We start from the raw sequence: 26,756 nt of genomic DNA, 5'->3' as shown, positions 1-26,756 counted from the left end.
GACTATAATCATTTTCTTGATTAGGCTTTTTCACTTCATCCAAAAGTGAAAAAAATAGTTCGTTAAGAATTAGTTTTGAACAGGAATATAATTTCAAAGTAGAAAAATAAATATGTCAGTACTATCTTTCCAAAAGCCAGATAAAGTAGTAATGGAGAAGACCGATAATGATAATAAAGGTCTTTTTGAATTTAAACCATTAGAGAGAGGTTTCGGAGCAACGATTGGAAACTCTTTCAGAAGAGTACTACTTTCATCTCTTGAAGGATATGCGATTACGGGCGTTAAGTTCCCAAATGTCGTACAAGAATCATCTAAGATTAGTGGTATTATCGAAGAAGTTGCTGAAGTTGTACTTAACCTTAAGCAAGTACGTTTCAAGCGTTTCGCAGAGGAGCCATCTCAAAAAATCAGCATTGATTTTAGTGGTAAAAACCAATTTACTGCAGGTGATATTGCACAATATACGGAGGACTTTACGATCTTAAACCCAGATCTAGTGATCTGTAACCTTGAGAACGCAAGCCTTAAAATGGAATTAACAATCCAAAATGGTAGAGGTTATGTTGAAGCAAAAGAGCAGAAACTTCCTGAATCTACTGAAGGTGTAGGTGTTATTCCAATCGATGCTGTATTCACACCAATCAAAAACGTGGAATACCATGTTGAGAATACTCGTGTAGAGCAACGTACTGACTATGAGAAATTAACAATCACTATTGAAACTGACGGTTCAATCGATCCTCAGGAAGCTTTACAAGGTGGTGCTAATATCTTAATCCAACACTTTGCTCAAATCACTGACAAGGATATCACTTTTGAAATCCATAAGAGAGAAAGCGAAGTAGAATTGGATCCAGCAGAGATCAAAAGACGTGCTATTCTTGAGACTTCTATTGCAGATCTTGAATTATCAGTTCGTGCTTACAACAGTTTGAAAGCTGGTGAAGTAAAAACTCTTGGTGATTTGGTATCTTTAGAAATCCGTGACTTGATGAAATTCAGAAACTTCGGTAAGAAAACACTTACAGAGTTAGAAGAATTATTATCAGAGAGAGATTTAACTTTCGGTATGGATGTTTCAAAGTACCGCTTAGGCGAGAAATAAGAAATAATCTTATAATGATATATGAAGCTGATGAGTGTATACTTGTCAGCTTTTTTATTTTTACAGCAATGAAAAAAATTAGAATCTATCATATTCCTGCATTTATTGAGAAAATAATTGTAGTAGTGAGTTTCCTTTTAGTGGCTATTGGAAGCTTCTCAGAGAACTTCGGAATTTCTGCACTGCTTGAGGATATATTAATAGTTGGAGGTTTCGTCCTTTTACTGTTGTATCAGAGTAGAGTTTGGTGGTTTAAAAACTATGTGGAATGGAATAAGAAACAAATTTACCTCAAGTTAGGTGCTGGTAAAGGAATAAAGTTAAAGTTTGCTACTCTTAATTCCTGCATTCTGCAAAAAGAACTACTGTTGATCAAATTAAAAAATGGAGAGACAATTTCAATCTCCATTAAAGAATACAATAGAAGTGAAGTGCAGAAATTGCAATTACTCTTCATGGAAAATATCATTGATAAATTATAGAAAAAACCATCAGAAATTGTATTATAATTCTGATGGTTTTTTTGGTTTATCTTAGTACTTAAGCATGGTGCTTTTGAGCTTCATCCCTACCCCAGTAGTACCACAGTATACCGGCAAAAATACCAATTATACCCAAAGTATGACTTAGCCTGAAACCATTAAGGTTCAACGTATAGAAGAACCAGAACGTGTCACTTAAAAGAGGAGTGAAGAAAGAAAATACTGCTACTAAGACCCCTTTCAATCTGTAAGCTTGATGCACAAAAAATAAGTGATAAGCCAATGCCAAAAAGGGAAATACACCAATTACGAAATTTAGAATGTAATCTTTTAAACTTTTCATGACAAATATTATTAGGTTTATACTAATATGGTTAATATTAAACTAAAACTCAATTTATTTGTCTTAATGATTGGTAAACAGTGAGTTGAGATTGTATTTTGATGTTGTTTACCTGTAAAGTTTGAGGTGTTGGGCTATTTGACCAATAGTTTGGGCTAAATTGCCAACAGTATTTTTCATGATAAATTGATATTTGTACTAGGAAATAAAATTAATCTAAAAACATCGAAATCATGAAAAAGAAATATCTATTATTCATCGTCTTGATAATCTCAATCACAAGTTTGACTTCATTTATCTTTACAAGAGAGCGTACAAATAAAATTACCATAAGGCAATATATTCCAGCTAGAGTAGACAAAGTTTGGGCGGTAGTAGGAGAAGATTTTGGAGGAATTGCAAAGACCAACCCTAATATAGTAAGTTCATCTTTGATTAATGGCTTTGAAAGGTCAGGTGAGGGTGCTGAGAGAGTTTGTAATTTCAATTACGAAGGCACTTCCTATATTCATGAGAAACAAGTAGATTTTAACCCTGAAGATTATTCATTTAAAGTGAAGGTTTTCCATGTGCACGGTACTCCATTAAAGGAAGAGGAATCATTTGCAGAATATAAGTTGATTCCAAAAGATGCGAATACTTGCGAACTGATTTTCTCATTTCAATATGTAACAACTCCCTTCTTCTTGGGAGATGTTATGAAGCCATTTATGAGAGAAGATTTGAAGGATTATTTAGTAGGAATACAGCACTTTGTTTTAACAGGTGAAGATGTGAATCACAAAAACATCGATCATCTAAAACAAAAATATGATGTTAGTAGTTTATAATTTAAACATATAAAGATTGAACAGTAGTATTTATTCATTATCAAAAAGAAAAACCAAGGATCCTATCCTTGGTTTTTCTGTATTTAGTGGCTCACAATTTCATTGAGTAATATAATATCATTCATCAGTGTAGGGTCATTAGAATAGATTATCCCTTCTTTATTAAAGTAGGAGAAAGGTTTATTCATATTCAAACGGCACCCTTTTATATCCGAGATAAATAATTTCTGTCTATTGAACAAAGCACTAGTAGCGGCGAAATCCCATAAACTGCCTCCTCCTTTTTCTTCTTTTGGAAATTTAAAATAAGCAGCTCTTATTTTTGACTCTAAAATCCAAATCGCATTCATACAAGCACCTCCATGTGATGCAACAATGGGCTTGGGATAATTGAGCTTTACAAAGTATTCTAAAATCATATTAATGTTTTTTTTTTTCAGAAAGCCTCTGTCAAAAACCAGGAGCAGTTCGTTATCTTTGGGAGGAAGTTTGAATACCTTATGGTTTTTATATAGCTTGTTGTCGAAGGAGTTATAATAAAGACTATCTGTTTGTGGATTATAGATAATTCCCATAATGCTTTCACCCGCTTTATTGACCAAAGCAATTGAAACACAATACCCATCATTATCTTCAATAAATGGAAGTGTGCCGTCCAATGGGTCAATACACCAGAAGTAATCTTTCCTGAACCTGCTCTCATTATCTTGACTTTCTTCGGTCAACAGCCCTAAGTCATATTTTAAGATTGTTGGTGTTAAGATTTCAAGAATTTTTTCCTGACTTAGAAAATCAACTTCCGTGACCACTTGCGTAGCATAACTGCTGAAGTCCTCTTTCTTTTCGATCTTAAGAGAATCCCTGTCAAAGTTTTGAATTACTTCTCCTGCTTCCAATGCGGCTTCAATACCTTTTTGGAGGAGTATATTATAGGTTTCCGCTGATAGTCCCATTTTCCTGAAATTGTTGAATTACTAATTGGGATAATTTTTCGCTGTATGAATTGATTTTCCAATGCCCCGGACTCCATCCTTTGAGGAAGCGGTGAAAATCAGTCCACGCAATTGGAAATAACGTTTTCCACTCTTCAATCACATCTGAAGGATCAATAGTTGGGTGGTAGTGTAGTATAGCTTTTTGAAGGTAGGAAAAATAGGTGTTTAAAAGTTTATTTTCATACTTTTCACACTCTTCTTCTGACATACAACTTCCAATAAAGTAAATAACATCCTTCATTCCAACTCCGCCTCCAATATATTGGAAATCAACCGCAGAAACCTTGCTTCCATCTGCGGAAAAGCAGAAATTGGCTAGTTTAGCGTCACCATGCACTATGGTTTTATATTTTGCTTGATTAAGCTTTGTGTCTATTGCTGAAGCTGCTTTTTTTAAGGCAAGATCATCTAAAGCTTCTAATTCATCAGGACGTGTGTCAAGATGCCAATAGGTTCCAATATCCCATAACCCGTTAGTGGTATGGTTTAAAAACTTTGCGTGGAAATAGGCTAGCCATTTTAAACAAGCATTCAGTTCTGTCCAACCCACTTGATGTAGTCTTTTAGGAAAACCAATCTGATCTAGGTCTTCCATGATGATCAGAACATCTCCATTGAATTCATCAAAAGCTAAACACTTTGGGATTGTCATATTATCATCACACAAATGACTGTAATGCTTATACCATTGCGTTTCAACTTCGTAAGATTTCACTTTTCTCAAATGAGAACGGTCTGTATTCCATCCTCTAGGATGGTTTTTCTGAGTAGATAGTTGTACATGTTTTACAATAATACTTGAAAAATTACAACCTTCTACCTTATATCTTTTTATGCTTCCATACCCGCTCCAAAGTTGTTGGATCATTTCAACCTCATCAATCTTTGAAGCTTGAATCAATGCTGATATTTTAGTCAGTAAATCCATGATGATTAAAGGTTGATTTGGTAAATGTTCAAGTATTCTGATTTTGAAACTCCTCCAGGATTCAGCCCTGCTTCTCCTTCTGGAATCTCATAATCCAACTCTTTGAAATAATCTACCCAAATAGGGAAGAATTCATTTGTATCTGGATCTTTATAAGTCATTGGGTAGAGTTTGAAAACCTCTTGATTGTTATTGGCCTCTTTATACGTTCCATAGATTAACTCTGAGCAATAGTATTTGTCATTTTCGATATCAAATACTTCATCATAAGGTTTACCAAGGTATTTGAATGCATTTTTTGACGCTTTGGGTGCAAGCTCTTTATATTGCACTTTCATTCTTCCAACAAGTGTACCTCCATTGCCTGTTTCTTTACCAAAAAAATCATCAAAAGAAGTTTTTACAACTCCTTTACCAACGGCTTCAATAATAAAAAGAGAATCATTCTCTTGAACCACGATTGCACAATGCGAAAAATTCTTACCATCTATGCCAGAAGTAACCTTATTGATCGCTTCACAGAACGGTCCGCAGTCTACGTCTTGAAAAATAATGTCACCAACTTGTAATGTTGCTACAGTGAGCTTTTCCTTTTTGGAAGAACAAGAAAAAAGTACCGTCAATAGAATAACGGTTAAGGTATACCTGATCATGATATTTGAATTAATATTTCTGCAAAAAGAATAAATTCATGATAAAGAACCAAACCAAAAATAAAGTATAATCTATTCTATTCTAATTTCTGTACTTATGTTTTTTTTGACACTACTTTTTGCGGAAGTGAGTAAATCAAAAAAGCACCTATCTTTTCAGATAGATGCTTCATCTATGTTACCTTATTCAGGTTTATTTTGTCCACTTTTGGTAAGGGTAAACACCGTTTGTTCCTCTTTTCAGTTGTTTCCCTGCTTCCACCTTGTTGGCTTCCGCTAAAGTGTTGACACCTGCTTTATTTTGGATGTGGTAAGCACCTTTACGTTTTTTAGCCACAACCTTTACATCCTCATTCGTTTGAATTTTTGCAGGAGCTACAACGGTAGTTTTATAATTCTTACGAATTTGATTTTTCTTTTTGATTGGGTTGTCTTCAGCAAATGAAGCAACAGAAAAGCTTGTAACTAATAATACAGCACCGATGATTTTTTTTGTTAATGACATAAGTATTAATGTTTAATGTGTGATAGATATGTTATTGTTATGGTATTATGTAAGTAGTGCAGGTCTTATTTTGCCCACTTTTGGTAAGGGTAAACACCGTTTGTTCCTCTTTCCAGTTGTTTCCCTGCTTCCACCTTGTTGGCTTCTGCTAAAGTGTTGACACCTGCTTTATTTTGTACATGATATGCTCCTTTACGTTTTTTAGCCGTAACTTTAATATCATCATTCGTTTGAATGTTTCCTGTTGTAACAGTAGAAGTTTTATAATTTTTACGAATGTTATTTTTCTCTTTAATTGGGTTGTCACTTGCAAATGAAGCAACAGAGAAACTAGCAGCTAATAGTAAAGTACCGATGAATTTTTTTGTTAATGACATAAGTATTATAATGTTTATTGTGTGATTGATATTTTATTGTATGGTATTAATTTTTTGAACAAGTATTATTTTGTCCACTTTTGGTAAGGGTAAACACCGTTTGTTCCTCTTTCCAGTTGTTTCCCTGCTTCTACCTTATTGGCTTCCGCTAAAGTGTTAACACCTGCTTTATTTTGAATGTGGTAAGCTCCTTTACGTTTCTTCGCTGTAACTTTCACATCTTCATTCGTTTGAATATTTGCTGTTGTCACAGTAGAAGTTTTATAATTTTTACGGATATTATTTTTATCTTTAATTGGATTATTACCTGCAAATGATGTAACAGAAAAGCTTGCAATTAATAATACAGCACCGATAATTTTTTTTGTTAATGACATAAGTATTATAATGTTTATTGTGTGATTGATATGTTATTGTTATGGTTATATATACTGTTAAATTCGGCTTTGGTTTCTCTCTAATTCTTAATGATATTTAATAAATTTATTTATTTAAATAAGGTGATTTCTGACTGCTAAAATAGGTGACGTAGATCAACGAGTGTAGCGTGTTAATACTGTTTTTACACTATTGAGGCTGTTTTTTATTAATTTTCATAAATTCGATTTAGTGATTTTTAACTTTTCAATAAATAGAAGAATACGAAATTTCTAATTGATTTTAATTCAAATATGCGTAAAAATAACACTTTTTCATACTAAACACCGAAATTTCTTTCATTTTAAGTCAAAAAAATATATTAAAGAGAACACACTTGAAGTAGGAAGTTTGAGAAAGGATATCGTTTTTGAGTTTGGATTTATTTAAGATTTGTGTTTTGATGATCTTCCTGTCTAAAAAAATGATTCATCGTCACTTCACAGGTGTTTTTCTATTTTTATAAAAATCAATCAACAGATTTGGTTGGATAAAAAGTGAACTTCAATGAATCTATACTAATATATTATATAGTAAGGGACTTTAATAAAGACCTTTTAAAGTTTCTTATATAAAGTAAATAGGAATTTCAACAGTTTTACAATTCCTGAAACTATAAAAGCTTAAACCATAATAAAACTTCAATAATAAACTCCGAATAAAAAATGAGTTGAATAGGGGTGAAAAATTCAGTTAGTCTGACAGATTTTTAAACACCTTCTGAAGTGATAGATTTCCAATTGTTCTTTCCGTTCTTTTTACTTAAAGTGACATGGTGAGGTGGTTGCATGATTTATGTCTTTCAAAGTGTCCTATAATCAAATGTTTAGAGTATTTTTCTTACTCTTTCTTTTGTTGCTCTAAGTTTATGTGCTTTTGAGATGTTGCTTTGTGTACGGATTGAAACATTATTTTAATGGAAAACAACTCTAATGGGTAAGACCTGCCATAGCTTTGTAACTGTTGATTACGAATTGAGATTTTTTATATCGCCGACCTCTTGATGGCATAAGACAAGAACACTTCTGATTAAAAATAACTGACTGAGTATTGATTTAGTTGATAAATATTCAAGAGGCGGTAAATAAAATGAAATAGAAATGAAGAAGAAATTATTAGCAGTAGCATGTGCAGCACTGATGTCGCAGTGGTCATTTGCACAAGAAAAAGGAATTTTAGGACAACAAGATACGCCTAATGTAACATTAAAAAGTATCAATATTGGAGACTGTAAGTGGACAGAAGGTTTCTGGGCAGAGAAGTTTCATGTAGCAGAGCATTCGATGGTTCCTTACATGGGTGAAGTTTTAACAGGAGATGTGGGGCATGCATTAAATAACTTTAAGATTGCTGCGGGAATGAAAGAAGGGAAGCACAAAGGAATGCGTTGGCATGACGGTGACTTCTATAAGTGGATGGAAGCGGCAATGTATGTATATGCTCAAAATGGAGATCAAAGTATTTTAGAGGAAATTGATGGTTACATTGAAATCATAGAAAAAGCACAGGAAGAAGATGGTTACCTTCAGACTTTTGTGCAGTTGACAGATAATGTTGATCGTTATGAGAATCGTAAATATCATGAAATGTACAACTCAGGTCACCTTTTGACTTCTGCTTGTATTCACCATCGTATTACAGGTCAGCGTAATTTCTTAGATATTGCTATTAAGCATGCAGATTTATTGTACTCTATTTTCAATCCTGAAACAAAGCAATACGGTCGTTTTGGTTTCAACCAAACTCAAATCATGGGACTAGTGGAACTTTATAGAACTACCCAAGATAAGCGTTATTTAAACCTCGCAGAGATATTTATTAATAATAGAGGCAAATATAGAGTAGAAGATCATTCCACTACTGAGGGCTATCCGATTGGGGATATGGTGCAGGAGAGAACGCCTTTGAGAAAATCTTCAGAAGCGGTAGGTCATGCAGTTTTGGCACTTTATTATTATGCAGGTGCAGCAGATGTAGCAGCAGAAACTGGAGAACAAGCTTTAGTTGATGCATTGGACAGACTTTGGGAAAATGTAACGGAACAGAAGATGTACGTTACAGGTGCAGTAGGACAAGCTCATTATGGAGCTTCATCGCATAGAGATAAAATTGAAGAAGGTTTTATTGATGGATACATGATGCCAAATATGACTGCCTACAATGAAACATGTGCTAATGTTTGTAACTCAATGTTCTCTTATAGAATGCTAGGCTTACATGGTGAGTCTAAATATGCAGATGTAATGGAACTGGTACTTTATAATTCTGCACTTTCAGGAATTTCAATTGAAGGAAAAGATTATTTCTACAGTAATCCTTTAAGAATGGTGCATGGATCACGTGACTATACACAGCATAATACAGAGACTCCTCACCGTTTACCTTACTTAGAATGCTTCTGTTGCCCTCCAAACTTAGTGAGAACGATTGCAAAGTCTTCTAATTGGGCATATAGTTTATCTAATAATGGTATTGCTGTTAACCTTTATGGAGGAAATCGTTTGGATACTAAGTTAGTAGATGGTTCATCATTGATTTTAAATCAAGTAACCAATTATCCTTGGGAAGGCTTAGTTAATATTACAGTGGAAAAGTGTAAGAAAGATGCCTTTGATATTATGGTGAGAATTCCAGATTGGGCGATCGGTTCTACTGTGAAAGTGAACAATGAGGCAGTGGCTGGTAACGTAACTCCTGGTAAGTTTACGACCATCAATAGAAAGTGGAAGAAAGGTGATATTATCTCTATTGACATGCCAATGAAAGCAACTTTAGTAGAGGGGCATCCAAGAATTGAAGAGGCAAGAAACCAAGTAGCAGTGAAAAGAGGTCCAGTAGTCTACTGTATGGAAACTCCAGATATTCCAAAGGAATCAGGAATTTTAGATATATATATTCAAGGAAATGCTCCATTGGTAGCATCATATGATAAAGACTTATTAGGAGGTGTGGCTACAATTGAGACGACATTGTTGTTAAGAACAAATCAGTCAGACAATAAAATGTACAATACGGTTGACAAACCAAACTTTAAACCCTACAAGACTAAATTGGTTCCTTACTTTGCATGGAGCAACAGAGGGGATGCCGAAATGACAGTCTTTATGCCTGTGGTGTGGAACGACTTATAAAATGGATATTTCATCTGTCCAGGTAGTTGGATAGAATAGTGTGTGAAAACTGCCACGTTAGTGGCAGTTTTTTAAACCCAAAATAACAATAATTCTTTGCAGAAACTTTCAACCTTTAAAGCTTTTGTTGGCTTCTCCCTCACGTCTATATCTTTTATTAGAACATAGAAAAAGAGGATTGAAAGGTGCTTTTGGATTGCAGATTATAATAATTGAAAGGTGACAATGACTTTTGAAATGAATAGAAAACTATGAATAAGCTAAAATTTATTACTGTTCCCCTATTACTCCTTCTGGCTCAAACACTCTACAGTCAGACCAATGACTGGGAAAATGAATTGATGTTTGAGGAAAACAAATTATCAGCAAGAGTGCCTACTTACTCTTATTCTTCCACTGAACTAGCTTTAGAAGATGATAGAAATAAAAGTAGAGTACTATTTCTGAATGGTCAATGGAAGTTCAATTTTGTCGAAAAAGAGGAAGACCGCCCATTGGACTTTTATCAAAACAATTATAAAGCGAAAGATTGGGCGGAAATTCCAGTTCCATCCAATTGGGAGCTTCAAGGCTACGGTCTGCCGATCTACACGAATATTATCTACCCTTTTACACCTAACATTGTAGAGTTGGCGAAAAAGTCCATCAAACAATCTACTTATTTAGGACCTCAACCTCCAAAGCCTCCTTATATCTACAGAGATAATCCTATAGGAAGTTATCTAAAGGAATTTGAAGTGCCATCAGAATGGGAAGATCAATCCGTTATTCTTCATTTTGGAGGTGTATCATCGGCTTTTTATGTGTGGGTCAATGGAGAGAAAGTAGGCTATAGCCAAGGAAGTAGATTGGCGGCAGAGTTTGATATTACATCTTATTTGAAGGAAGGCAAAAACCGTTTAGCGGTGCAAGTTTTCAGATGGTCAGATGGCAGTTACCTCGAAGATCAAGACATGTGGCGTTTGAGTGGTATTCATAGAGAAGTAATGCTTTTAGCACAACCCAAAATTGCGGTGGATGACTTCTTTGTCAAGACAAAATTTGATGCTCAATTACAAGATGCTACGCTATCCATCCGTCCAAGAGTATGGGTAAAATCTCCAACCGTATCATTAAAGGAATGGACCGTTAATGCACAGCTTTATGATGCACAACAACGCCCTGTATTCAAAGAGAAATTACAGATTTCTGTAGATGAAATTTATAATGAAAGATGGCCTCAACGAGATATCAATAAGTTTGGAATGTTGGAAGCCAACGTTCGCCTTCCTCATAAATGGTCAGCAGAAGATCCCTACCTCTATCAATTGGTTTTTGAAATGACAAATCCAGAAGGTGAGGTTGTTGAAGCAAGAACTCAAAAGATTGGTTTCAGACAAGTAGAATTCGGAAAAAATAATGAATTATTAATCAACGGTGAGGAAGTGAAAATTATGGGTGTCAATCGTCATGACCATGACCCTGTAAGAGGAAAAGCGTTGACGAGAGAAGATATCAAAAAAGATGTGGAGTTGGTGAAACAGTTTAACTTTAATGCAGTCCGAACTTCACATTACCCTAATGATCCTTATTTCTATCAGCTTTGTAACGAATACGGCATTTATGTGATGGATGAAGCCAACGTTGAAGCACATGCTTTGGGTTCTTATATTCCTCAAAACCCAAGGTGGCCTGCAGCTATTTTGAACAGAGTGATCAGAATGGTAGAAAGAGATAAAAACCATCCTTGTGTGATTTCTTGGTCGCTGGGAAATGAAGCGGGAACAGGACCTGCTTTTGCAGCCGCTTCTGCTTGGGTGAAAGATTATGACCCTTCAAGATTTATTCATTATGAAGGAGCACAGGGAGACCCGACACATCCGAATTACAAAGACGATAAAAAAGCCATTAAAGCGATCAATAGAGCACCGTTTATGGCCAACCCAAGAGATCCTTCTTATGTTGATGTAATCAGTAGAATGTATGCTCGAATTGATCAAATTGAAAACTTGGCCACTTCACCTTATATCAATCGACCAATGATTCTTTGTGAATATGTTCACGGTATGGGGAACTCATTGGGAACGTTGGGTGATTACTGGGATGCTATACGTTCTCATAAAAATCTGATTGGTGGATTTATCTGGGATATGATTGATCAAGGTTTAGTGAAAAAGGATAAAGATGGTAACGAATTTTACGCTTATGGTGGAGACTTCGGTGATTTACCAAACGATACTAATTTCTGTATCAATGGAGTTTTCTCTCCAGATAAAAAGCCTAATCCCCATGCTTGGGAAGTAAAATATGTCTTCCAGCCTATTGTATTTGAAAGATCCGAGTTCTCTCCTCAATCCATTAACGTAATCAACCGATTTGATTTCACCAACTTAAATCAATATGAAATCAGATGGGAGTTACAAGAAGAAGGTAAAGTCGTTCAATCAGGCAACTTATTGAATATTGACCTTGCTCCAAAACAAAGCAAAGCGATTGAAGTGCCTTTTGATGCGAACAAAATTAAACCGAACAAAGAGTATTGGTTAAGATTGACGTTGCATGAAATTAGGGATAGAAAATGGTGCAAGAAAGGGTATGAAATTGCGCATGAACACCTGCAATTACAAACTGTAGACGTATACCAACACGTTTCAAAAAGCAAGTCTGCGTTAGAAGCACAAAAAGCAGATCATGAAATTACATTTTCAGGGAAGAATTTTAAGATTCAATTTGATGCTGAAACAGGTCATCTTAAAACATACAACAAAGAGGGTATTGATGTGCTTGTAACACCACTTAAACCTAACTTCTGGCGTCCATTAACGGATAATGATTCCCGTTTTAGAAAATTCCAATACAAGATGAAAGTATGGAAAGAGGCCTCTAATAAAATGGAAACAGAAAAAGTGGAATTAGTGAAGGTTGACAATAACACACAACAAGTAATTGTACATCAAAAACATACTGAAAAGATCCATTTGACAACAACCTACACTGTTTTCAACGATGGAAACATTGCGGTGAAATTGGATTTGAAAGCAGACGAAAAACTTCCAGAACTCCCAAAATTTGGTGTAACAATGGGTGTTTCAGGACAGTATAACAGCACTGCTTATTTTGGAAATGGCCCTTGGGAAAGTTATGAAGATAGAAAACGTGCGGTGAAGGTTGGTTTATATTCTCAACCTACAGATGAGCTATTCTATAACTATGTAATGCCTCAAGAAAATGGAAATCACACGGATGTAAGATGGCTAAAGCTTTCTGCTCAAAAAGGAAAGAGAAACTTGATGGTCAAAGGTTTATTCAACTTCTCAGTATGGCCTTACACCATTGAGAATATTGACGAGGCAAAACATCCTTTTGACTTACAGAAACAAGATTACTACACTTTAAATATAGATTTGTTTCAAGCGGGAGTTGGAGGCATGCAGGCCAAACCTCTTGCTTATCAGAAACATCCGTCAGGGAACTACACTTTAGAATTTACTCTTGGAAGTAATTTAAACACAGACCGATTAAGTCAGTAATTGGAACTGAAATCGGATCAAGACAAACATTTTTTAAGCAAAAAAGAACATTGAAATGAATTTACTAGCAATTATTCTTATCCTTTGTGCCAGCTTTTTTCAAGGCACATTTGGTTTGGGCATGAAACATATTTCTCCATTGAAATGGGAAAATTGGTGGATCCTCCACGCTACTGTAGCAATGATCATTTTCCCTATGGCATGGTCAGTAATCGCTATACCTGACACGTTTAACATCATTATGGAGACCAGTAACGACGTTTTAATGATCGCTATGTTCTTCGGTTTCTTGTGGGGAATTGGAGGTATCCTATTCGGAATGAGTGTTGAGTACACAGGAATCAGTATCACTTACGGTATTGTGATGGGATTAGCAGCTTCAATGGGTTCATTGATCCCGTTAGCACAGATGGAGACTTTACCAGAAAACTATACTATCGTTTTAGCAGGTGTTGCATTGTTGTTGGTGGGAGTTGCAATTACTGCTTATGCCGGAGTACAAAGAGATAGATTATCGAAAGTGGAGGAAGTAAAAGAGGTAGAAGATTATGAAGATGGCGATACGTTAGTTGCTCCTGAAGTGGCAGTGACAACCGTAAAAAAGTCCATTAAAGTAGGTGTTTTAATTGCAGTGGCATGTGGTGTTCTTTCAGCCTTGTTGAATGTAGGATTCTCTAATGCCTCACCAATTGTAGACATCGCAGTCAATAAATATAATGCTAACGCTACAGATGCAAGTTTAGTAGCATGGGTAGTGGTATTAGTTGGAGCTTATATCATGAATGCAGGTTATGCCATTTATCAATTGGTAAAGAACAATTCATGGTCTGGGTTCAGTGTAAAAGGAAGCGGAAAAGCTTACATGTGGTCCATTCTAGCAGGCTTATTCTGGTTTGCTGCATTAGGAGTGTACGGTCAAGGTGCTGCATTGATGGGTAAACTTGGAGCTGTAATCGGGTGGCCAATGATGCTGGGTATTTCTCTTATCATCAGTAATGTCTGGGGTTATAGAATGGGAGAATGGGATGGTGCTCAAAAGCCATTCAAACAATTATTAGGTGGATTAGCCGTGTTGATTTTCGCAACATGCATTTTAGGCTACTCCAACATTTAAACGAAGCCAATATGAAAATAGTAGATATTATACCTTATGTAATAGCACAGGACTTAGAGAAGCCTTTTTACTTCTCGCAGTGGGATTACAAAGCAAGAAAAATCTGTTTAGTAAAGATCATTTTAGAAGATGGTACTTTCGGTTGGGGGGAAGGCTACGGACCTGCTGATATGATTGAAACAGGGATCAATTTCTTAAAGCCATTTGTGATTGGGGAAAATGTTTTGGAGAACGAGAAGATCTGGCAAAACATGTATTTGAGAACGTTGGATTTTGGTCGAAGTGGAATTTTCAATGCGGCTATCAGTGCCATTGATGTAGGAATTTGGGATTGTAAAGGAAAGGTTTTGAATCAGCCTGTCTCAGTGTTATTGGGAGGCGTAAAAAATGAAATTATCCATCCATATGCTACAGGGTTCTATTTCACAAATTCACCCACTTTGGATGATGATCTGAGAGAAGAAGCTCAATTCTATAAAAGAGAAGGGTTCAAAGCAGCGAAGATGAAGGTTGGCTTAGGGTTAGAAAAAGACCTGCATTATATCCATCTCTTAAAAGAAGAATTAGGAGATGATGTACGCTTAATGATCGATTCCAACCATGCTTACAATTACAGAGAAGCATTGGAATTGTGTAATAAAATAGAGCATTTAAATATTGGGTGGTTTGAAGAACCAGTTCACCCCGAAGATTATAAAGGGTACGCTAAGTTGAGGGAAAACACTTCCATTCCAATTGCAGGAGGTGAATGTGAGTACTTAAAGCACGGTTTCAAAAGATTATTTGATGCCAACGCTGTAGACATTGCTCAGCCAGACTTGTGTGCAACTGGTGGACTGACAGAAATGAAACGTATTGCTACACTAGCATCAAGTTATCACAAAGATATTGTACCTCACTCGTGGGGTACTTGGATAGCCATCAGTGCGGCGATTCACTTTGTTTCGAACTTAGATCAAAACCCTGGAAGAATGTACAGAAATGCTCCAATGATAGAGCTGGACCGTACTGAAAATCCATTACGTGACGATGTAGTAACGCACACCATCAAAGTGGAAAATGGGGAAATTAAAGTCCCTCAACTTCCAGGATTAGGAATAGATGTTAACCAAAATTATTTAGAAAAATATGCAATCAACAATAGAAGAGAAACAGCTACAGTTTGGTCATAAAAAACTATATATAAACGGTAGATTGGTAAACGGACATTCCAATGAAGTATCTTCATTAGTATGTCCTGCCAATAACCAACCGGTGGCTACTTTGGCACAAGCTACTTTAGAAGATACTCAATATGCATTAAAAACAGCACAAGAAGGTTTCAAGTCTTGGTCTCGTTTGTCAGTAGAAGAACGTGTAGGATGGATGATGAAATTGAGACAGCAACTGATAGATAATGCGGATTTATTGAGAGAAGCTGTTTGTCATGAGATGGGTAAAACATGGGCGGCATCAGAAGAGGATATCAATAGTATCACTGATGCGTTGGAGTTTTATGCAGAGGAGATTAAAGTAAAAGAAGGGTTTGAGATCAAAGACAGACAAGGTACACACACGCATCAAATGGTCTATCAGCCATTGGGTGTAGTCACAGCATTTTTAGCATGGAACTTCCCTTTGTTGAACTTAGGGTTCAAATTGGGACCAGCTTTAGCGGCAGGGTGTTCTATCATTATTAAAGCTTCTGAATCTTCAGCCATTTCAGCTTCCATTATTGCGGAGCTAGCTCATGAGATTGATTTCCCGAAAGGCGTCATTACCGTATTGCATGGCAATAGAAAAAATGTAGGTATTCCATTGTGTGAAAGTACAATCCCACAATTGATCACTATGATTGGTTCTACTTTTACAGCTCAGAAATTAATCGAGCAATCTATCAAAACATCTATCAAAAGATACTCTATGGAGTGTGGTGGTAATGCACCGTTTATCCTTTTTGAAGATGGTAATATGCAAGATGCTTTAGATATTACAACGGCGATTAAATTTGGTGGTAATGCAGGTCAAGTATGTGTGGCTCCTAACCGTTTTTACATCCAAAATAGTGTATATGATAGCTTCAAAGAGCAATTAGTACAACGTGCAATTGACACAAGAGTGGGTTATTATAAAGAAGAGGAAGTAGACATGGGTCCTTTGGCGAATAAAGCCCAATTAGAGTCGATTCAGCATTTTGTGAGTGAGTGTGTAAAAGAAGGAGGAAAGATTTTAGCAGGAGGAACAACTCTTGACAAAGCAGGGTGTTATTATGCGCCAACAGTGATAGAAATGACAGACAGAAATGCTTCTATCTTACAACATGAAGTTTTCGGTCCAGTGTGCGTAATCATGAAGTTTGAAGGCAAAGAAGAAGTTCTGGAATACGCCAATGACTCTACTGCTGGTTTGGCTTCTTATATTTTCTCTGAAGATGAGGCTATTTTAGATGAATTTGCTCAAAAGCTTGAGTTTGGTGAAGTACAGCAAAATGGTGTGAAATACGATATCAATCTTCCTCATTTAGGTGTGAAGAATAGTGGTATCAGTATGGATTGTTCAAAATACGCATTGGATGATTATTTGATTTTGAAACGTATTTCTAAAAAGATATAGGCCATGAGTAGTTTACCTAAACAGTTTGTGAGTTGTGATTGGGGTACTTCTAATTTTAGATTACGTCTGATTGATACAGACTCTTTGGATGTGGTGAAAGAGCACAAAACGAATAAGGGTGTAAAAGCATTATATCAGGAGTTTTCTGCAAATTCGACCTCGAGCCAATCTCAATTTTTTTCAGAGTATTTGACGAAGCAATTAAAGGAAATTGATGAGGAAAGACAGAGTAACTACATCGTTGCTTCAGGCATGGCTTCATCATCGATTGGGTTGCAGGAATTGAGTTATGCTCAAATGCCTATTGATGCGTATGGTCAGAACCTATTCAGTAAGTCCATCACTTTAGAAAAAGACCTTTCATTGGTATTAGTTTCTGGTGTGAAAACCAAAACAGATGTGATGAGAGGGGAAGAGATACAAGCTGTAGGTCTAACGGATTACTTGCCGATCGAATCCAAAGGGATTTTATTACTGCCGGGTACGCATAGTAAGCATATTACATATGAAAAAGGCATTTTTAATGATTTCAAAACGTTCATGACGGGAGAAATTTTCGACTTAATTTCTTCTCAAAGTATTCTGAGTGTTTCCATTCAAAGAGCTTCTTTTGATCAAAAATTCAAGCTTGCATTTGTAGCAGGGGTGAAAAAAGGGATGGAAGGTAATTTGTCTTCCTCACTCTTTTCAATTCGAGCAAAAGACTTAATGCAAAACGACTACTTTGAGCGTAATGAAAGTGTAGATCCTCAGAAGGTTAAAATTGAGAATTACTACTTCTTAAGCGGATTGATGATTGGTGAGGAACTGACTTATTTGAAAGAAGTAGAGGAGCACATCAGCATGGCGGCAAACGGTGTTTTAGGTAAACTATATCGCATTGCTTTAGAAGAAGTAATGCAAAAAGAGATTCAATTCATTGAGGATGAAGTACTCGAAAAAGCATTACTAATTGGTCAACGAAAAGTTTTAAATAATTATGTCTAATACTCAATTTTCTCAAGAACGATTTCAACAGGCACCTGTAGTGGGCATCTTAAGAGGTGTGGATCATGAAACCTTAGACAGAATCATTCCGATCTATATCAATGCTGGTTTTTCAACAATTGAAATCACAATGAATACGGAAGGGGCTACAGAGATGATCCAAAAACTTTGTGCCGAATATCCTCAGCTAAATGTTGGAGCAGGTACCGTTTGTGATATGGAAGGCTTAAATAAAGCTTTAGAAAGTGGAGCTCAATTTATTGTGACTCCAGTTACGAATGAAGAAGTCATCAAAAAGTGTAAATCGCTTGATATACCTGTTTTTCCTGGGGCGCTAACACCAACAGAAATTCATAAAGCATGGACAGCCGGGGCTACTGCCGTAAAAGTATTTCCAAGTTCTCAATTTGGGATAGGGTACATTAAAGACGTGATGGCACCACTGAATACAATTCCGTTGTTGCCTACAGGGGGAGTAGATTTAAATAATATTGCCGATTTCTTCCAATTGGGAGTCGTGGGCGTTGGGATGGGGAGCTCTCTCTTTCCAAAACAATTCATGGCAAAGGGGTATGAACAACAACTATACGATCATTTGAAGGCAGTGAAAAGTGCTTATGAGTCTGCTTTTCAAACTGCATGATATAAAATACTACAACAATGCATCAATTTTTATATAAAGCTTTACTCTTTCTTTTATTAGGTTCTTTAGGGGCTTGTAGCTTCAAAAAAATCGATCAAAAAACGGAAGTACAGCAACCGAATATTCTTTTTATTTCATTTGATGACCTCAGACCAGAAATGGGGACGTATGGTTCTGAAGTGGCTAAAACACCTAATATTGATCAATTGGCTAAAAGAGGACTTCAATTTAATAAGGCCTATTGCCAACAATCTATTTGTAGTCCATCAAGAGCTAGTTTGATGACAGGTGCTAGGCCAGAGACCATCAATGTGATTGAAAATTATACTTACTTCAGAGATGAAAATCCTGATATCATTACGCTTCCTCAGCACTTCAAAGAAAACGGTTATGAGACTGTCAACTGCGGAAAAGTGTATCATGGTAAGTTCTCAGATCAAGAGAAATCTTGGTCAATGAAACCCGATTACAATGCACTTGGTTACAAAGTGAATGCCTTAGTAGAGAAATTTGTGGACCCTGATAACATCAGAACCTTCAGGGAAAACAAAGCAAAAATGAAGGCAAAATACGGTGATCAACATGGTTTGGGAATGGGTCCTGCATTTGAATGTGTAGATGTTCAAGATAACGCTTATATCGATGGTGTGAATACGGATATGGCCATTCACATCATGAAAGAGCATAAAGCTTCAAAATCCAAAAAACCGTTGTTTTTAGGGGTAGGATATATTGCAGCACACCTTGATTTTCTAGCTCCAAAAAAATATTGGGACATGTATGATCAAGAAGATATCAAATTAACAAACCAGATTAAAGGTCCAATTGATGGGGCTCCAATGGGATTACATGCTTCTTTTGAATTAAGAGTGCGTTCCAACATTCCAAAATATGGTGAAATTCCTGATACTTTAGCTCGCGACCTTAAACATGGGTATTTGGCAACAGCTAGTTATATCGATGCTCAGGTAGGTAAGCTATTGGAGGCATTGGATGAATTGGAAATGTTGGATAATACGATTGTAATGTTATGGTCTGATCATGGTTTTCACTTAGGAGAAATGGGGGTGTGGTGTAAAGCGACCAATTATGATATAGCGACAAGAGTTCCATTGATCGTTTGGACACCTGATCAATCTGAAAAAAGTAGAGGAGTGAAGACTGATGCCTTGGTAGAGTTGGTAGATATGTACCCAACATTGTGTGATTTGGCAGGGTTAGAAAAGCCAGAACATTTAGAAGGACAATCTTTCGCTCCATTATTAGAGAATCCCAATATGGAATGGAAATCAGCAGTATTCTCTGCTTTCCCTAATCCAGCGTTAAGAGAATGGGCTGCTAATCCACTTTCTAAAGGAATGAGAGAAACTTACTTTGGACCGTTGATTGAAGACGTGGAAGCCAACATCAAGGCGGTGATGAAAGACAAATGGAATAGAAAGTTTTTTGAAAATGACTTGATGGGGTATGCGATGAAAACGCAACGCTACAAGTTAGTATTATGGAAAGATCGAAAAAATAAAGACAAGGAACCGTTGTTTATTGAATTATACGATCATCAAAAGGATCCTAAAGAAACGGTGAATATTGCCAAACAACAACCTGACTTAGTAGAAGAATTAATCGTTCAGTTCAATAAAGGTTGGGAAGGTAACAAAGCCAATTTCAAAGAAATATAAAATAGTGTAAGTATCATACTTACTACTCTGTACTTGAACGAATGTGTGTGACTTAATTATAGCTTAGAAGGGCCTCTTTTCTTATGAATTGGGCCCTTTTCGAACTTTTTTTTCAATCGTGCTAATTCACTTAAATGTGTTTTGGTACCTAAATCTCAATTGCTCAATGAAAACAATTTTAAATGTTTTATTACTGTTATTTTGCTGTCACTTTAGTCACGCACAGACCATAGAGAAAGTAGACAATTACAAAGGTTGGAAGTGGGAAGAAACCTACGTTTTAACCAACGAGTTTATTAGTCTTGCGGTCGTTCCAGATGCTGCAGGTAGAGTCTTGGAGTACAATCTAGGAGACATTCAATCTTTGTGGATAAACCCAAAGGAGTTTGGTCAGAAATACTCCAACTCTGAAAAGGTGAAAATGAATGAATGGAGAAATTTTGGAGGGTATCGATTGGTGCCTACTCCTGTCGAGAACTGTGCTTTAGGTAAAAACGGGGACCGCTCAAAAAGATGGCCACCTCCTGTAACAATTGGCGATGCTCCCTATTCCATTACTGGTGTAAAGAAGTTAGATGGAAAAGTGGGAATAACGGTAAAGTCAGGAGAACAGCATTTACCAGTCCCAAAGTGGATCCCAAAGGACAAAGCATTTACACAACCCACAAAAGTAGAAGAAGCTTTTACCTACGAACGCTCATTAATGATTGAGAAAAACTCAAGCAAAGTATATTACATTCACACATTGACGAACGTAGGAAAAGAGACAATCAACAGAGGTATTATGACGACAAGTCAGCATCAATCTTGGTCGGATGTAAAACTACAAGATGGTGAAAATTTTGTAGCCTATATTCCATTCAGCTCCAAATATAAAATGGAAGACGGAGAGCAATATCACATCGGTGTGACTCCAGAATCTCATTGGAGATATGTCAATAGAAACCGTTTCCCATTAGATAAAAACAACCCAGAACATGTGGAAAAGTACTTTAATATCGGTACAAATTGGACAGGTGAAGTAGCCCCGGGTATTTTTGAAATTCATTTTGATTATAATCTGATGGGTGGTTTCCATATGATCTCGTCGGAATCATGGATTGCTTATGCTAATAAATTAGAAAACACAGTCTTCGTCAAAACGTTTGAGAAATATAACCCTGAATTAGAATATGATCATGGGGTGAACATAGCAGTTTTCAATAGTGGTATGGCCACAGGTTACTTAGAAACTGAAGTGAAAACTCCAATCTATAAATTAAAAGGAAAAGAAGCTGTTATATTTAGGGAAACTCATGCAGCCGCTAAAGTGCTCAGTTTACCTCTACTGTCAGTCAATGAAACTGGAGTAATCACAAAACAACTTCACTTTGATAAACAAACGAATCATATTACTGCTCAGTATGGTACTTTTATAAAAGGAGATTTGTACTTGATGGCTTTGAATGACCAAGGAGAAATCATAGAGGAAATGAAGGTGAAAGCTGTCTCTCCTTTAAAAGGTATTGATGTTGACATTGCTTTAGAAAAGTCTTTTTCTCAATTGCAAGTTGTGGTCAAGGATGAAGAAGGAAAAGAGTATGTTTTGGATTCCTTTACTGTAGGGGATTTGTAGAATATTCCTTGACGGTTCTTATGGTGGTTTGTGAGACGAAATACATTGCGTTTCACAAACCATCTAACTTATTGTTATTAAGAAATCCATTCCTTAAAATCCTTCACTTTATCTCTCCCTACAATAATTTCCTTATGTGTTTCAATATTTAAATTGACTAATAGTCTGCTATTTGAATGCTTCTGGATTTTATCAATAGCATTTCTGTTTACGATAAAACTACGGCCTGTTCTATAGAATTCCTCTTGGTCAAGCATTTCTTCCAATTGCTCCATTTTGAAGTCAACAATATAGCGTCTGCCTTCAGTGGTATATAAAAATGTGTCTCTACTTTCAGCCCCGAAAGCGGCAATTTCGTCTGTTTGAATACTTTTTATATTATCACCAACTCTAACCATAAAACGTTTTTTGAACTTTTGATTGTAAGTATCCAAAAGTGCATCAATTTGTCCTGAAGCAGTATGATCTTGGTTGTTTTGTAAAACTTGAAGTTTCTGAATAGCCTTAGTGAGAGCTTCATAGTCTACAGGTTTCAAAAGATAATCAATACTATTGACCTTGAAAGCGTCTAGTGCATATTCGTCATATGCTGTGGTGAAAATGATAGGAGTAGTTACTGTAACATTGGAAAGAATATCAAAAGCGATACCGTCCGTTAGATGTATATCCATAAATACCAAATCAATATTTTCCTGATGATCTTCCAGCCAACTACAAGCTTCTTCTACGTTGTCAATTGTATCAACAACTTCAATATCAAAAGGAGTTTTAGAGAGTTGTCTTTTCAGTTTAGCTTGAGCGGGTTTTTCGTCTTCTATTATTAAGGCTTTCATATTTCGTTGTTATTTAATTTGAATTGGTGGTTTTTTACTGGAAAAGTGATTGATCACCAGTAGAGACTTGGGCATCTCCGTCTTTTTTCCAATTTTCATTTTCAACCTGAAATGCTGGAAGTTTAATTAAACATTCCTTTCCTTTTTTGATTCTCAAGATAGGAGTTTTGGTATAAATTCGGAAAGTTTCTTCCAAAGACTGCATGATCTCGTTCATTGATCCTGGCTTATCGATTTTTTCATTACAGCTGTGAGCTACCACAAGTAAAGCCTCGTCTTCTATATAGAATTTCAAATGTAAAGGTTGAATTGGAGTAGCAATGTGATCGCTTGCAATGGCGACTACTAAGCGGGAAAGTATTACTGGTGGTATAACCAATTCTTCTGACAATTTTTCATCAATATCAAAGTCTGCTGTCAATCCCCCTGATCTCGCATCAGTTAAAAGTTGAACAACATCTTTGGTGGTTTTGACGGCTTCTTTGATTGATACAAATTCTTCTTTGCGGTTGTTGATCGTATTACGGTAAACCTTGGCTAATTTCTCAGCATAGTCTTCAGCATGATCAGGGTTTTTGTAAGCTAGCCCAATCAAGGTCTCCAACGTTTCATAAAGCAAAGGAAGATTGGCGTCTTCAGCAAAAAGACGCATTTCTTTTGATATGTAAGCAGCTCTTCTGTCTTCCTCTTTATTGATTGTTTCGTTCTTCAATTCAATCAAAGTTGCACCCCACCAAGCACATTCATATATAAAAGTTTGAAATAAAAATAGTCCTTGTAGTACGTACATCTCAGACAAGAAGTTCTCTATACTTGTGTAGCCAATAAGGTAGTAAAAATACAAATAGATGACTATTCCAATCACAATACTACTGCAGATTGCAACTCCAATCACATGATAGGTGACTTGCTCAGTGATAGAGGAGATAAACTTTATCTTTTTTCCAATAAATCTGGAAGAAACAAGCACAGTGGTATTCCAGAAATAGGCAAATACAATACATACTAGCCACTCTGCCCTGAAATAAGAATCTGAAAGTTCACCAATTCTATTGAAGACAAGTAATAACAAAAAATAGGTTACACTTCCTGAAAAAAATGGATAGAAGATTCTATAATAGACTGCTGATTTATTCCAAATATGATGTAACATAATTAAGAGCTTAAAAGTGGGAGTTGGACAGTATACTTTTCAGGTAAACTTTGAATGGTAATTTGATTTTGATGCATCAAAGCATACCTCTCTTTTATATTTTCTAGTCCCACTTTTGTAGAACTTCTTTTTCTAGGAGTTTTGGTAATGTTGTTCGATACGACTATCGACTTTAATTGCTCATCATATTTTATTTTGATAAAAACAGGAGCTTTGTCGGACAGAACATTATGTTTCACTGCATTTTCCACCAACATTTGAATGGATAGTGGAGGAATATTGCCTTCAATCAAACTTACGTTATTATCAATGTCAACAGCAACACTTTCACCGTGACGGGTTTTTAGTTGAAATGCAAAAGCTTTGACCAATTGAATTTCTTCATGAACTGAAATCAGAGGCTGATTCGCATAACGCATCACGTATTGATAAGTTTTGGCAATACTTCTGATATATTTTTCAGCTTGATTAGCATTGCTTGTTACTAAATACGCCACAGTATTTAAACTATTAAACAAATAATGAGGACTCAGCTGATCTTTCAATGCTTCCAGTCTTAATTCAGAAGCCTTCCTTTTGTTTTGTATGACATAGATGTGTTGAGATGAATATTGCTGATAGGCAATCATAAGAAATTCTATCACAAGAATGGCAATCAGAAGTACAGAGAACAGAATGATTATTTTTGTGCTGATGTCAAAGATAAATATAGGTTCTAGGTTATTGCCCATATAATATCTTAGCGTATAGTACAATGGAATAAACACTACAACGGATCCTATACCTCTTGAAATTACTTGAAAGAAAATACTTTTGTTTCTGTATAAATAATTAGGAATTGCTCCGCCAATTACGAAAAGTGATGTGCCCAATGTAAACCAAAGAAACGTTTTTATATCATTGACATAAGGAGCAACTTGTGGTTCCGGGTCATAAAGGAAGTAATTGTACAAGCTTGTACCTAACAGAATGAAGATGAGATTTGGGATTAAATTTTTCATTTTTCTAACGCCTCCATCGCTTTTTCTCTGTCGTGAGAAGAAGAAATCAGTTTAACTTTTTCTTTATAAAGCTGTATTAGACTATCATCTTTTGACTTTGCTATAAAAGGAGCAATCTCTTCTAATGCATCTCTCATGTCATAACTAGATGAAATATGTGTGGTAGCATTAAGGTATTCTTCATAATGTCCTTCATGGAAATGACTAGATGAAGCAATGTCTTCCAAAACACTTGCCATATCATAACTACTGCTTATTGATCTAATAGACATATAAAAATTGTGAATGTTGCTTCTGTGCTCAATTTTATAATCTTCTAACTCGCTTAAAAGTGATGCTTTTTCTGAAGAAGATGAAATAGAAGAGGCTACTTGGAAGAAAATATTTTTCGTTTCTTCAGACCAATACTTCCAGCTTTCTAGTGCTTCTTCTAGTGTATTTTTTAATTCATAAGAAGAGCTGATGCTTTTGGCTGCAAACAATAAGGCGTTGTTTTGATCTTCGCTCCATTTTTTACGGTTCTGTTCAGAAAATGCCGCTTCAATAGTGTTGGCTTTTTCATAGGAAGAACTGATTAATTTAATGGTTTGCTCTAGCGTTCTGGCGGGCATTCCAGAAGCATCATAGTTAAACGCTTCTTGTAATGTTTTTGAAGCTTCATAAGAACTTGTAATTGTTTGAGTAGCTTTTAGCCATTGTTCCCAATGATTTTCATTAAAGCCCTCTCTTATATCACTCGATTCAATAATCTCTGTTAAACAATCACTTTTTTCATAAGAAGAAGAGATACTTTTGATACCATTAAAATAGGCGGACAATCCTTTTTTGTTATTATAAATAGCAAAGCTCTCTTTGAAATAATCTGAAAGTTCACTTGAAGAAGATACATTTCTCGTTACATCTTTTGTGATTTTGACGAGCTCATCAGCACTGATGTCTTTTCTACTGATTAATAATCTATAAAAAGTGACTTGATTACTCTGTCCTGAGATTTCACTGATATAACGCAAAGCTTTATCTACACCACCTTCTTTCATTCTTTTATTAAGGCGACTTTCAGCGGCAATTGTAGAACTTTTGATCACTTCTGGTAGAATATCAGAAAGCCATTTTTTTCCATCTGGATCATAGGGAACTTCACTATTGCCTACATAGAATTTATATTCAAGTTGACCATTGGCATTAGGTCTGATGCTCACTTTTCTTTTGTTGCCGAAAGTACTTTTAGAAATGATAAATTTACCGTCTTTAGAAATACTTTTTATATCATCCTCATCTTCAGATAGTTCAATTTTTCCATTGTAATCTAACTTGAAAGAAGAAACAAAATTGGTGTATTCCATGCGATGGTAAGGACGTTGAGCTTCTCTGGCGGCTCTTTCAATTTCAGCCTGATGCATTCTTATTTGAGCTTCTGCTTTGCGGATTTGAGCTTCAATAGCTTCCTGATCAATTTGAATGTCAATGTCTTCTAATTCAGGAGCTTCAACCATGATTTTGATAAACTCCTCCATTTCTTCAATCTGTACTTCAGCTGCAATTTTCTTGGCCTCTTTTGCTATTCTTTTGGCCTCTTCTTTTATTTCTTCAATATTAATGACAATAGTACTATCTGTACCAGGAATTTCAATGACTTTAATTTGAGCACTAATTGGTGAAAATGAAGTCAGCAGATAGATGAATACTGAAAATAATATGTTGTTAAAAAAATTCTTCATGTTTACTATATTAATTTGACACTAGTAGAATGTTGATGTCACAATAGTAATAGAAGTAATAAGAGCAAAAAAATAAGATGTAGTGAATTGTAGTTTTTATGTAGTGAAATGTAATTCGTGATGAATTTGGGCTTTTGGTAAAA

General features: G+C 35.8%; 23 protein-coding genes. 12 read left to right on the top strand and 11 right to left on the bottom strand.

Going from position 1 to position 26,756, the window contains the following annotated elements; all coding sequences use genetic code 11:
* The first annotated feature begins 112 nt into the window (after positions 1-112).
* Positions 113-1,108: a DNA-directed RNA polymerase subunit alpha gene (locus AVL50_RS08960; protein WP_062616149.1), complete on the top strand. Its 996-nt coding sequence runs from the start codon at positions 113-115 to the stop codon at positions 1,106-1,108.
* A gap of 68 nt (positions 1,109-1,176) precedes the next feature.
* Positions 1,177-1,590, top strand: coding sequence for a hypothetical protein (locus AVL50_RS08955; protein ID WP_062616148.1), 414 nt, complete (start codon positions 1,177-1,179; stop codon positions 1,588-1,590).
* 58 nt (positions 1,591-1,648) lie between these two features.
* Here AVL50_RS08955 and AVL50_RS08950 read toward each other — a convergent pair whose 3' ends face one another.
* Entirely contained in the window at positions 1,649-1,933 is a 285-nt protein-coding gene (locus AVL50_RS08950) for a hypothetical protein (protein WP_062616147.1), read from the bottom strand.
* 233 nt (positions 1,934-2,166) lie between these two features.
* Between AVL50_RS08950 and AVL50_RS08945 the strand changes: the two genes are divergently transcribed.
* Positions 2,167-2,763 (top strand): SRPBCC family protein, encoded by a 597-nt coding sequence (locus tag AVL50_RS08945; RefSeq protein ID WP_082795731.1) that lies wholly within the window; start codon positions 2,167-2,169, stop codon positions 2,761-2,763.
* An 83-nt stretch (positions 2,764-2,846) separates the two neighbouring features.
* On the opposite strand, the gene AVL50_RS08940 is transcribed toward AVL50_RS08945, so the two are convergent.
* The 6 genes from AVL50_RS08940 to AVL50_RS08915 all read right to left on the bottom strand — a co-directional run bounded on the left by AVL50_RS08940 (position 2,847) and on the right by AVL50_RS08915 (position 6,598).
* A complete protein-coding gene (locus AVL50_RS08940; protein WP_062616145.1) occupies positions 2,847-3,716 on the bottom strand; it encodes a 3'(2'),5'-bisphosphate nucleotidase CysQ in 870 nt (289 codons plus the stop codon).
* Positions 3,691-4,686 carry an oxidoreductase family protein gene (locus AVL50_RS08935; RefSeq protein ID WP_062616144.1) on the bottom strand — a complete coding sequence of 332 codons (996 nt, stop codon included), beginning with the start codon at positions 4,684-4,686 and terminating at the stop codon, positions 3,691-3,693. The genes AVL50_RS08940 and AVL50_RS08935 overlap by 26 nt, the downstream gene beginning before the upstream one ends.
* Positions 4,687-4,691: 5 nt before the next feature.
* Positions 4,692-5,339 carry a YiiX/YebB-like N1pC/P60 family cysteine hydrolase gene (locus AVL50_RS08930; protein WP_062616143.1) on the bottom strand — a complete coding sequence of 216 codons (648 nt, stop codon included), beginning with the start codon at positions 5,337-5,339 and terminating at the stop codon, positions 4,692-4,694.
* A gap of 193 nt (positions 5,340-5,532) precedes the next feature.
* On the bottom strand, positions 5,533-5,844 hold the full coding sequence (locus AVL50_RS08925) for a hypothetical protein (RefSeq protein ID WP_062616142.1): 312 nt from the start codon (positions 5,842-5,844) through the stop codon (positions 5,533-5,535).
* Between the two features lie 65 nt (positions 5,845-5,909).
* Positions 5,910-6,221: a hypothetical protein gene (locus AVL50_RS08920; protein ID WP_062616141.1), complete on the bottom strand. Its 312-nt coding sequence runs from the start codon at positions 6,219-6,221 to the stop codon at positions 5,910-5,912.
* Between the two features lie 65 nt (positions 6,222-6,286).
* Entirely contained in the window at positions 6,287-6,598 is a 312-nt protein-coding gene (locus AVL50_RS08915; RefSeq protein WP_062616140.1) for a hypothetical protein, read from the bottom strand.
* Between the two features lie 1,140 nt (positions 6,599-7,738).
* On the opposite strand from AVL50_RS08915, the gene AVL50_RS08910 reads away from it, so the two are divergent.
* The 9 genes from AVL50_RS08910 to AVL50_RS08870 all read left to right on the top strand — a co-directional run bounded on the left by AVL50_RS08910 (position 7,739) and on the right by AVL50_RS08870 (position 21,908).
* Positions 7,739-9,769 (top strand): glycoside hydrolase family 127 protein, encoded by a 2,031-nt coding sequence (locus AVL50_RS08910; RefSeq protein WP_082795730.1) that lies wholly within the window; start codon positions 7,739-7,741, stop codon positions 9,767-9,769.
* A 251-nt stretch (positions 9,770-10,020) separates the two neighbouring features.
* Complete coding sequence (locus AVL50_RS08905) at positions 10,021-13,278, top strand: glycoside hydrolase family 2 TIM barrel-domain containing protein (protein WP_062616139.1); 3,258 nt, start codon at positions 10,021-10,023, stop codon at positions 13,276-13,278.
* Positions 13,279-13,333: 55 nt separating this feature from the next.
* Positions 13,334-14,392, top strand: coding sequence for an L-rhamnose/proton symporter RhaT (locus AVL50_RS08900; RefSeq protein WP_062616138.1), 1,059 nt, complete (start codon positions 13,334-13,336; stop codon positions 14,390-14,392).
* Between the two features lie 11 nt (positions 14,393-14,403).
* Positions 14,404-15,564 (top strand): mandelate racemase/muconate lactonizing enzyme family protein, encoded by a 1,161-nt coding sequence (locus AVL50_RS08895; protein WP_062616137.1) that lies wholly within the window; start codon positions 14,404-14,406, stop codon positions 15,562-15,564.
* Positions 15,521-16,984 carry an aldehyde dehydrogenase family protein gene (locus AVL50_RS08890; protein WP_062616136.1) on the top strand — a complete coding sequence of 488 codons (1,464 nt, stop codon included), beginning with the start codon at positions 15,521-15,523 and terminating at the stop codon, positions 16,982-16,984. Before AVL50_RS08895 ends, AVL50_RS08890 begins: the two co-directional genes overlap by 44 nt.
* 3 nt (positions 16,985-16,987) lie before the next feature.
* Complete coding sequence (locus tag AVL50_RS08885) at positions 16,988-17,971, top strand: 2-dehydro-3-deoxygalactonokinase (RefSeq protein WP_062616135.1); 984 nt, start codon at positions 16,988-16,990, stop codon at positions 17,969-17,971.
* Positions 17,964-18,614 (top strand): bifunctional 4-hydroxy-2-oxoglutarate aldolase/2-dehydro-3-deoxy-phosphogluconate aldolase, encoded by a 651-nt coding sequence (locus AVL50_RS08880; protein ID WP_062616134.1) that lies wholly within the window; start codon positions 17,964-17,966, stop codon positions 18,612-18,614. The genes AVL50_RS08885 and AVL50_RS08880 overlap by 8 nt, the downstream gene beginning before the upstream one ends.
* Before the next feature lie 17 nt (positions 18,615-18,631).
* Positions 18,632-20,293 (top strand): sulfatase, encoded by a 1,662-nt coding sequence (locus tag AVL50_RS08875; RefSeq protein WP_062616133.1) that lies wholly within the window; start codon positions 18,632-18,634, stop codon positions 20,291-20,293.
* Positions 20,294-20,459: 166 nt separating this feature from the next.
* On the top strand, positions 20,460-21,908 hold the full coding sequence (locus tag AVL50_RS08870) for a hypothetical protein (RefSeq protein WP_062616132.1): 1,449 nt from the start codon (positions 20,460-20,462) through the stop codon (positions 21,906-21,908).
* A gap of 77 nt (positions 21,909-21,985) precedes the next feature.
* Here the strand turns inward: AVL50_RS08870 and AVL50_RS08865 are convergent, their stop codons facing one another.
* From AVL50_RS08865 to AVL50_RS08850, 4 genes are read right to left on the bottom strand one after another with little or no spacing between them, the layout of a single operon-like run.
* Positions 21,986-22,741: a LytTR family DNA-binding domain-containing protein gene (locus tag AVL50_RS08865; RefSeq protein WP_062616131.1), complete on the bottom strand. Its 756-nt coding sequence runs from the start codon at positions 22,739-22,741 to the stop codon at positions 21,986-21,988.
* A gap of 34 nt (positions 22,742-22,775) precedes the next feature.
* The gene (locus AVL50_RS08860; protein WP_062616130.1) at positions 22,776-23,894 is read right to left on the bottom strand and encodes a histidine kinase; all 1,119 of its coding nucleotides are present in this window, start codon (positions 23,892-23,894) and stop codon (positions 22,776-22,778) included.
* Between the two features lie 2 nt (positions 23,895-23,896).
* Complete coding sequence (locus AVL50_RS08855) at positions 23,897-24,895, bottom strand: sensor histidine kinase (protein WP_062616129.1); 999 nt, start codon at positions 24,893-24,895, stop codon at positions 23,897-23,899.
* The gene (locus tag AVL50_RS08850) at positions 24,892-26,613 is read right to left on the bottom strand and encodes a hypothetical protein (RefSeq protein ID WP_062616128.1); all 1,722 of its coding nucleotides are present in this window, start codon (positions 26,611-26,613) and stop codon (positions 24,892-24,894) included. The genes AVL50_RS08855 and AVL50_RS08850 overlap by 4 nt, the downstream gene beginning before the upstream one ends.
* Positions 26,614-26,756 lie beyond the last annotated feature (143 nt).

Source organism: Flammeovirga sp. SJP92 (assembly GCF_001583495.1).
Classification (GTDB): Bacteria; Bacteroidota; Bacteroidia; order Cytophagales; family Flammeovirgaceae; genus Flammeovirga.
The sequence above is the reverse complement of the archived record's forward strand: the minus strand, read 5'-3'. Positions and strand labels throughout refer to the sequence as shown.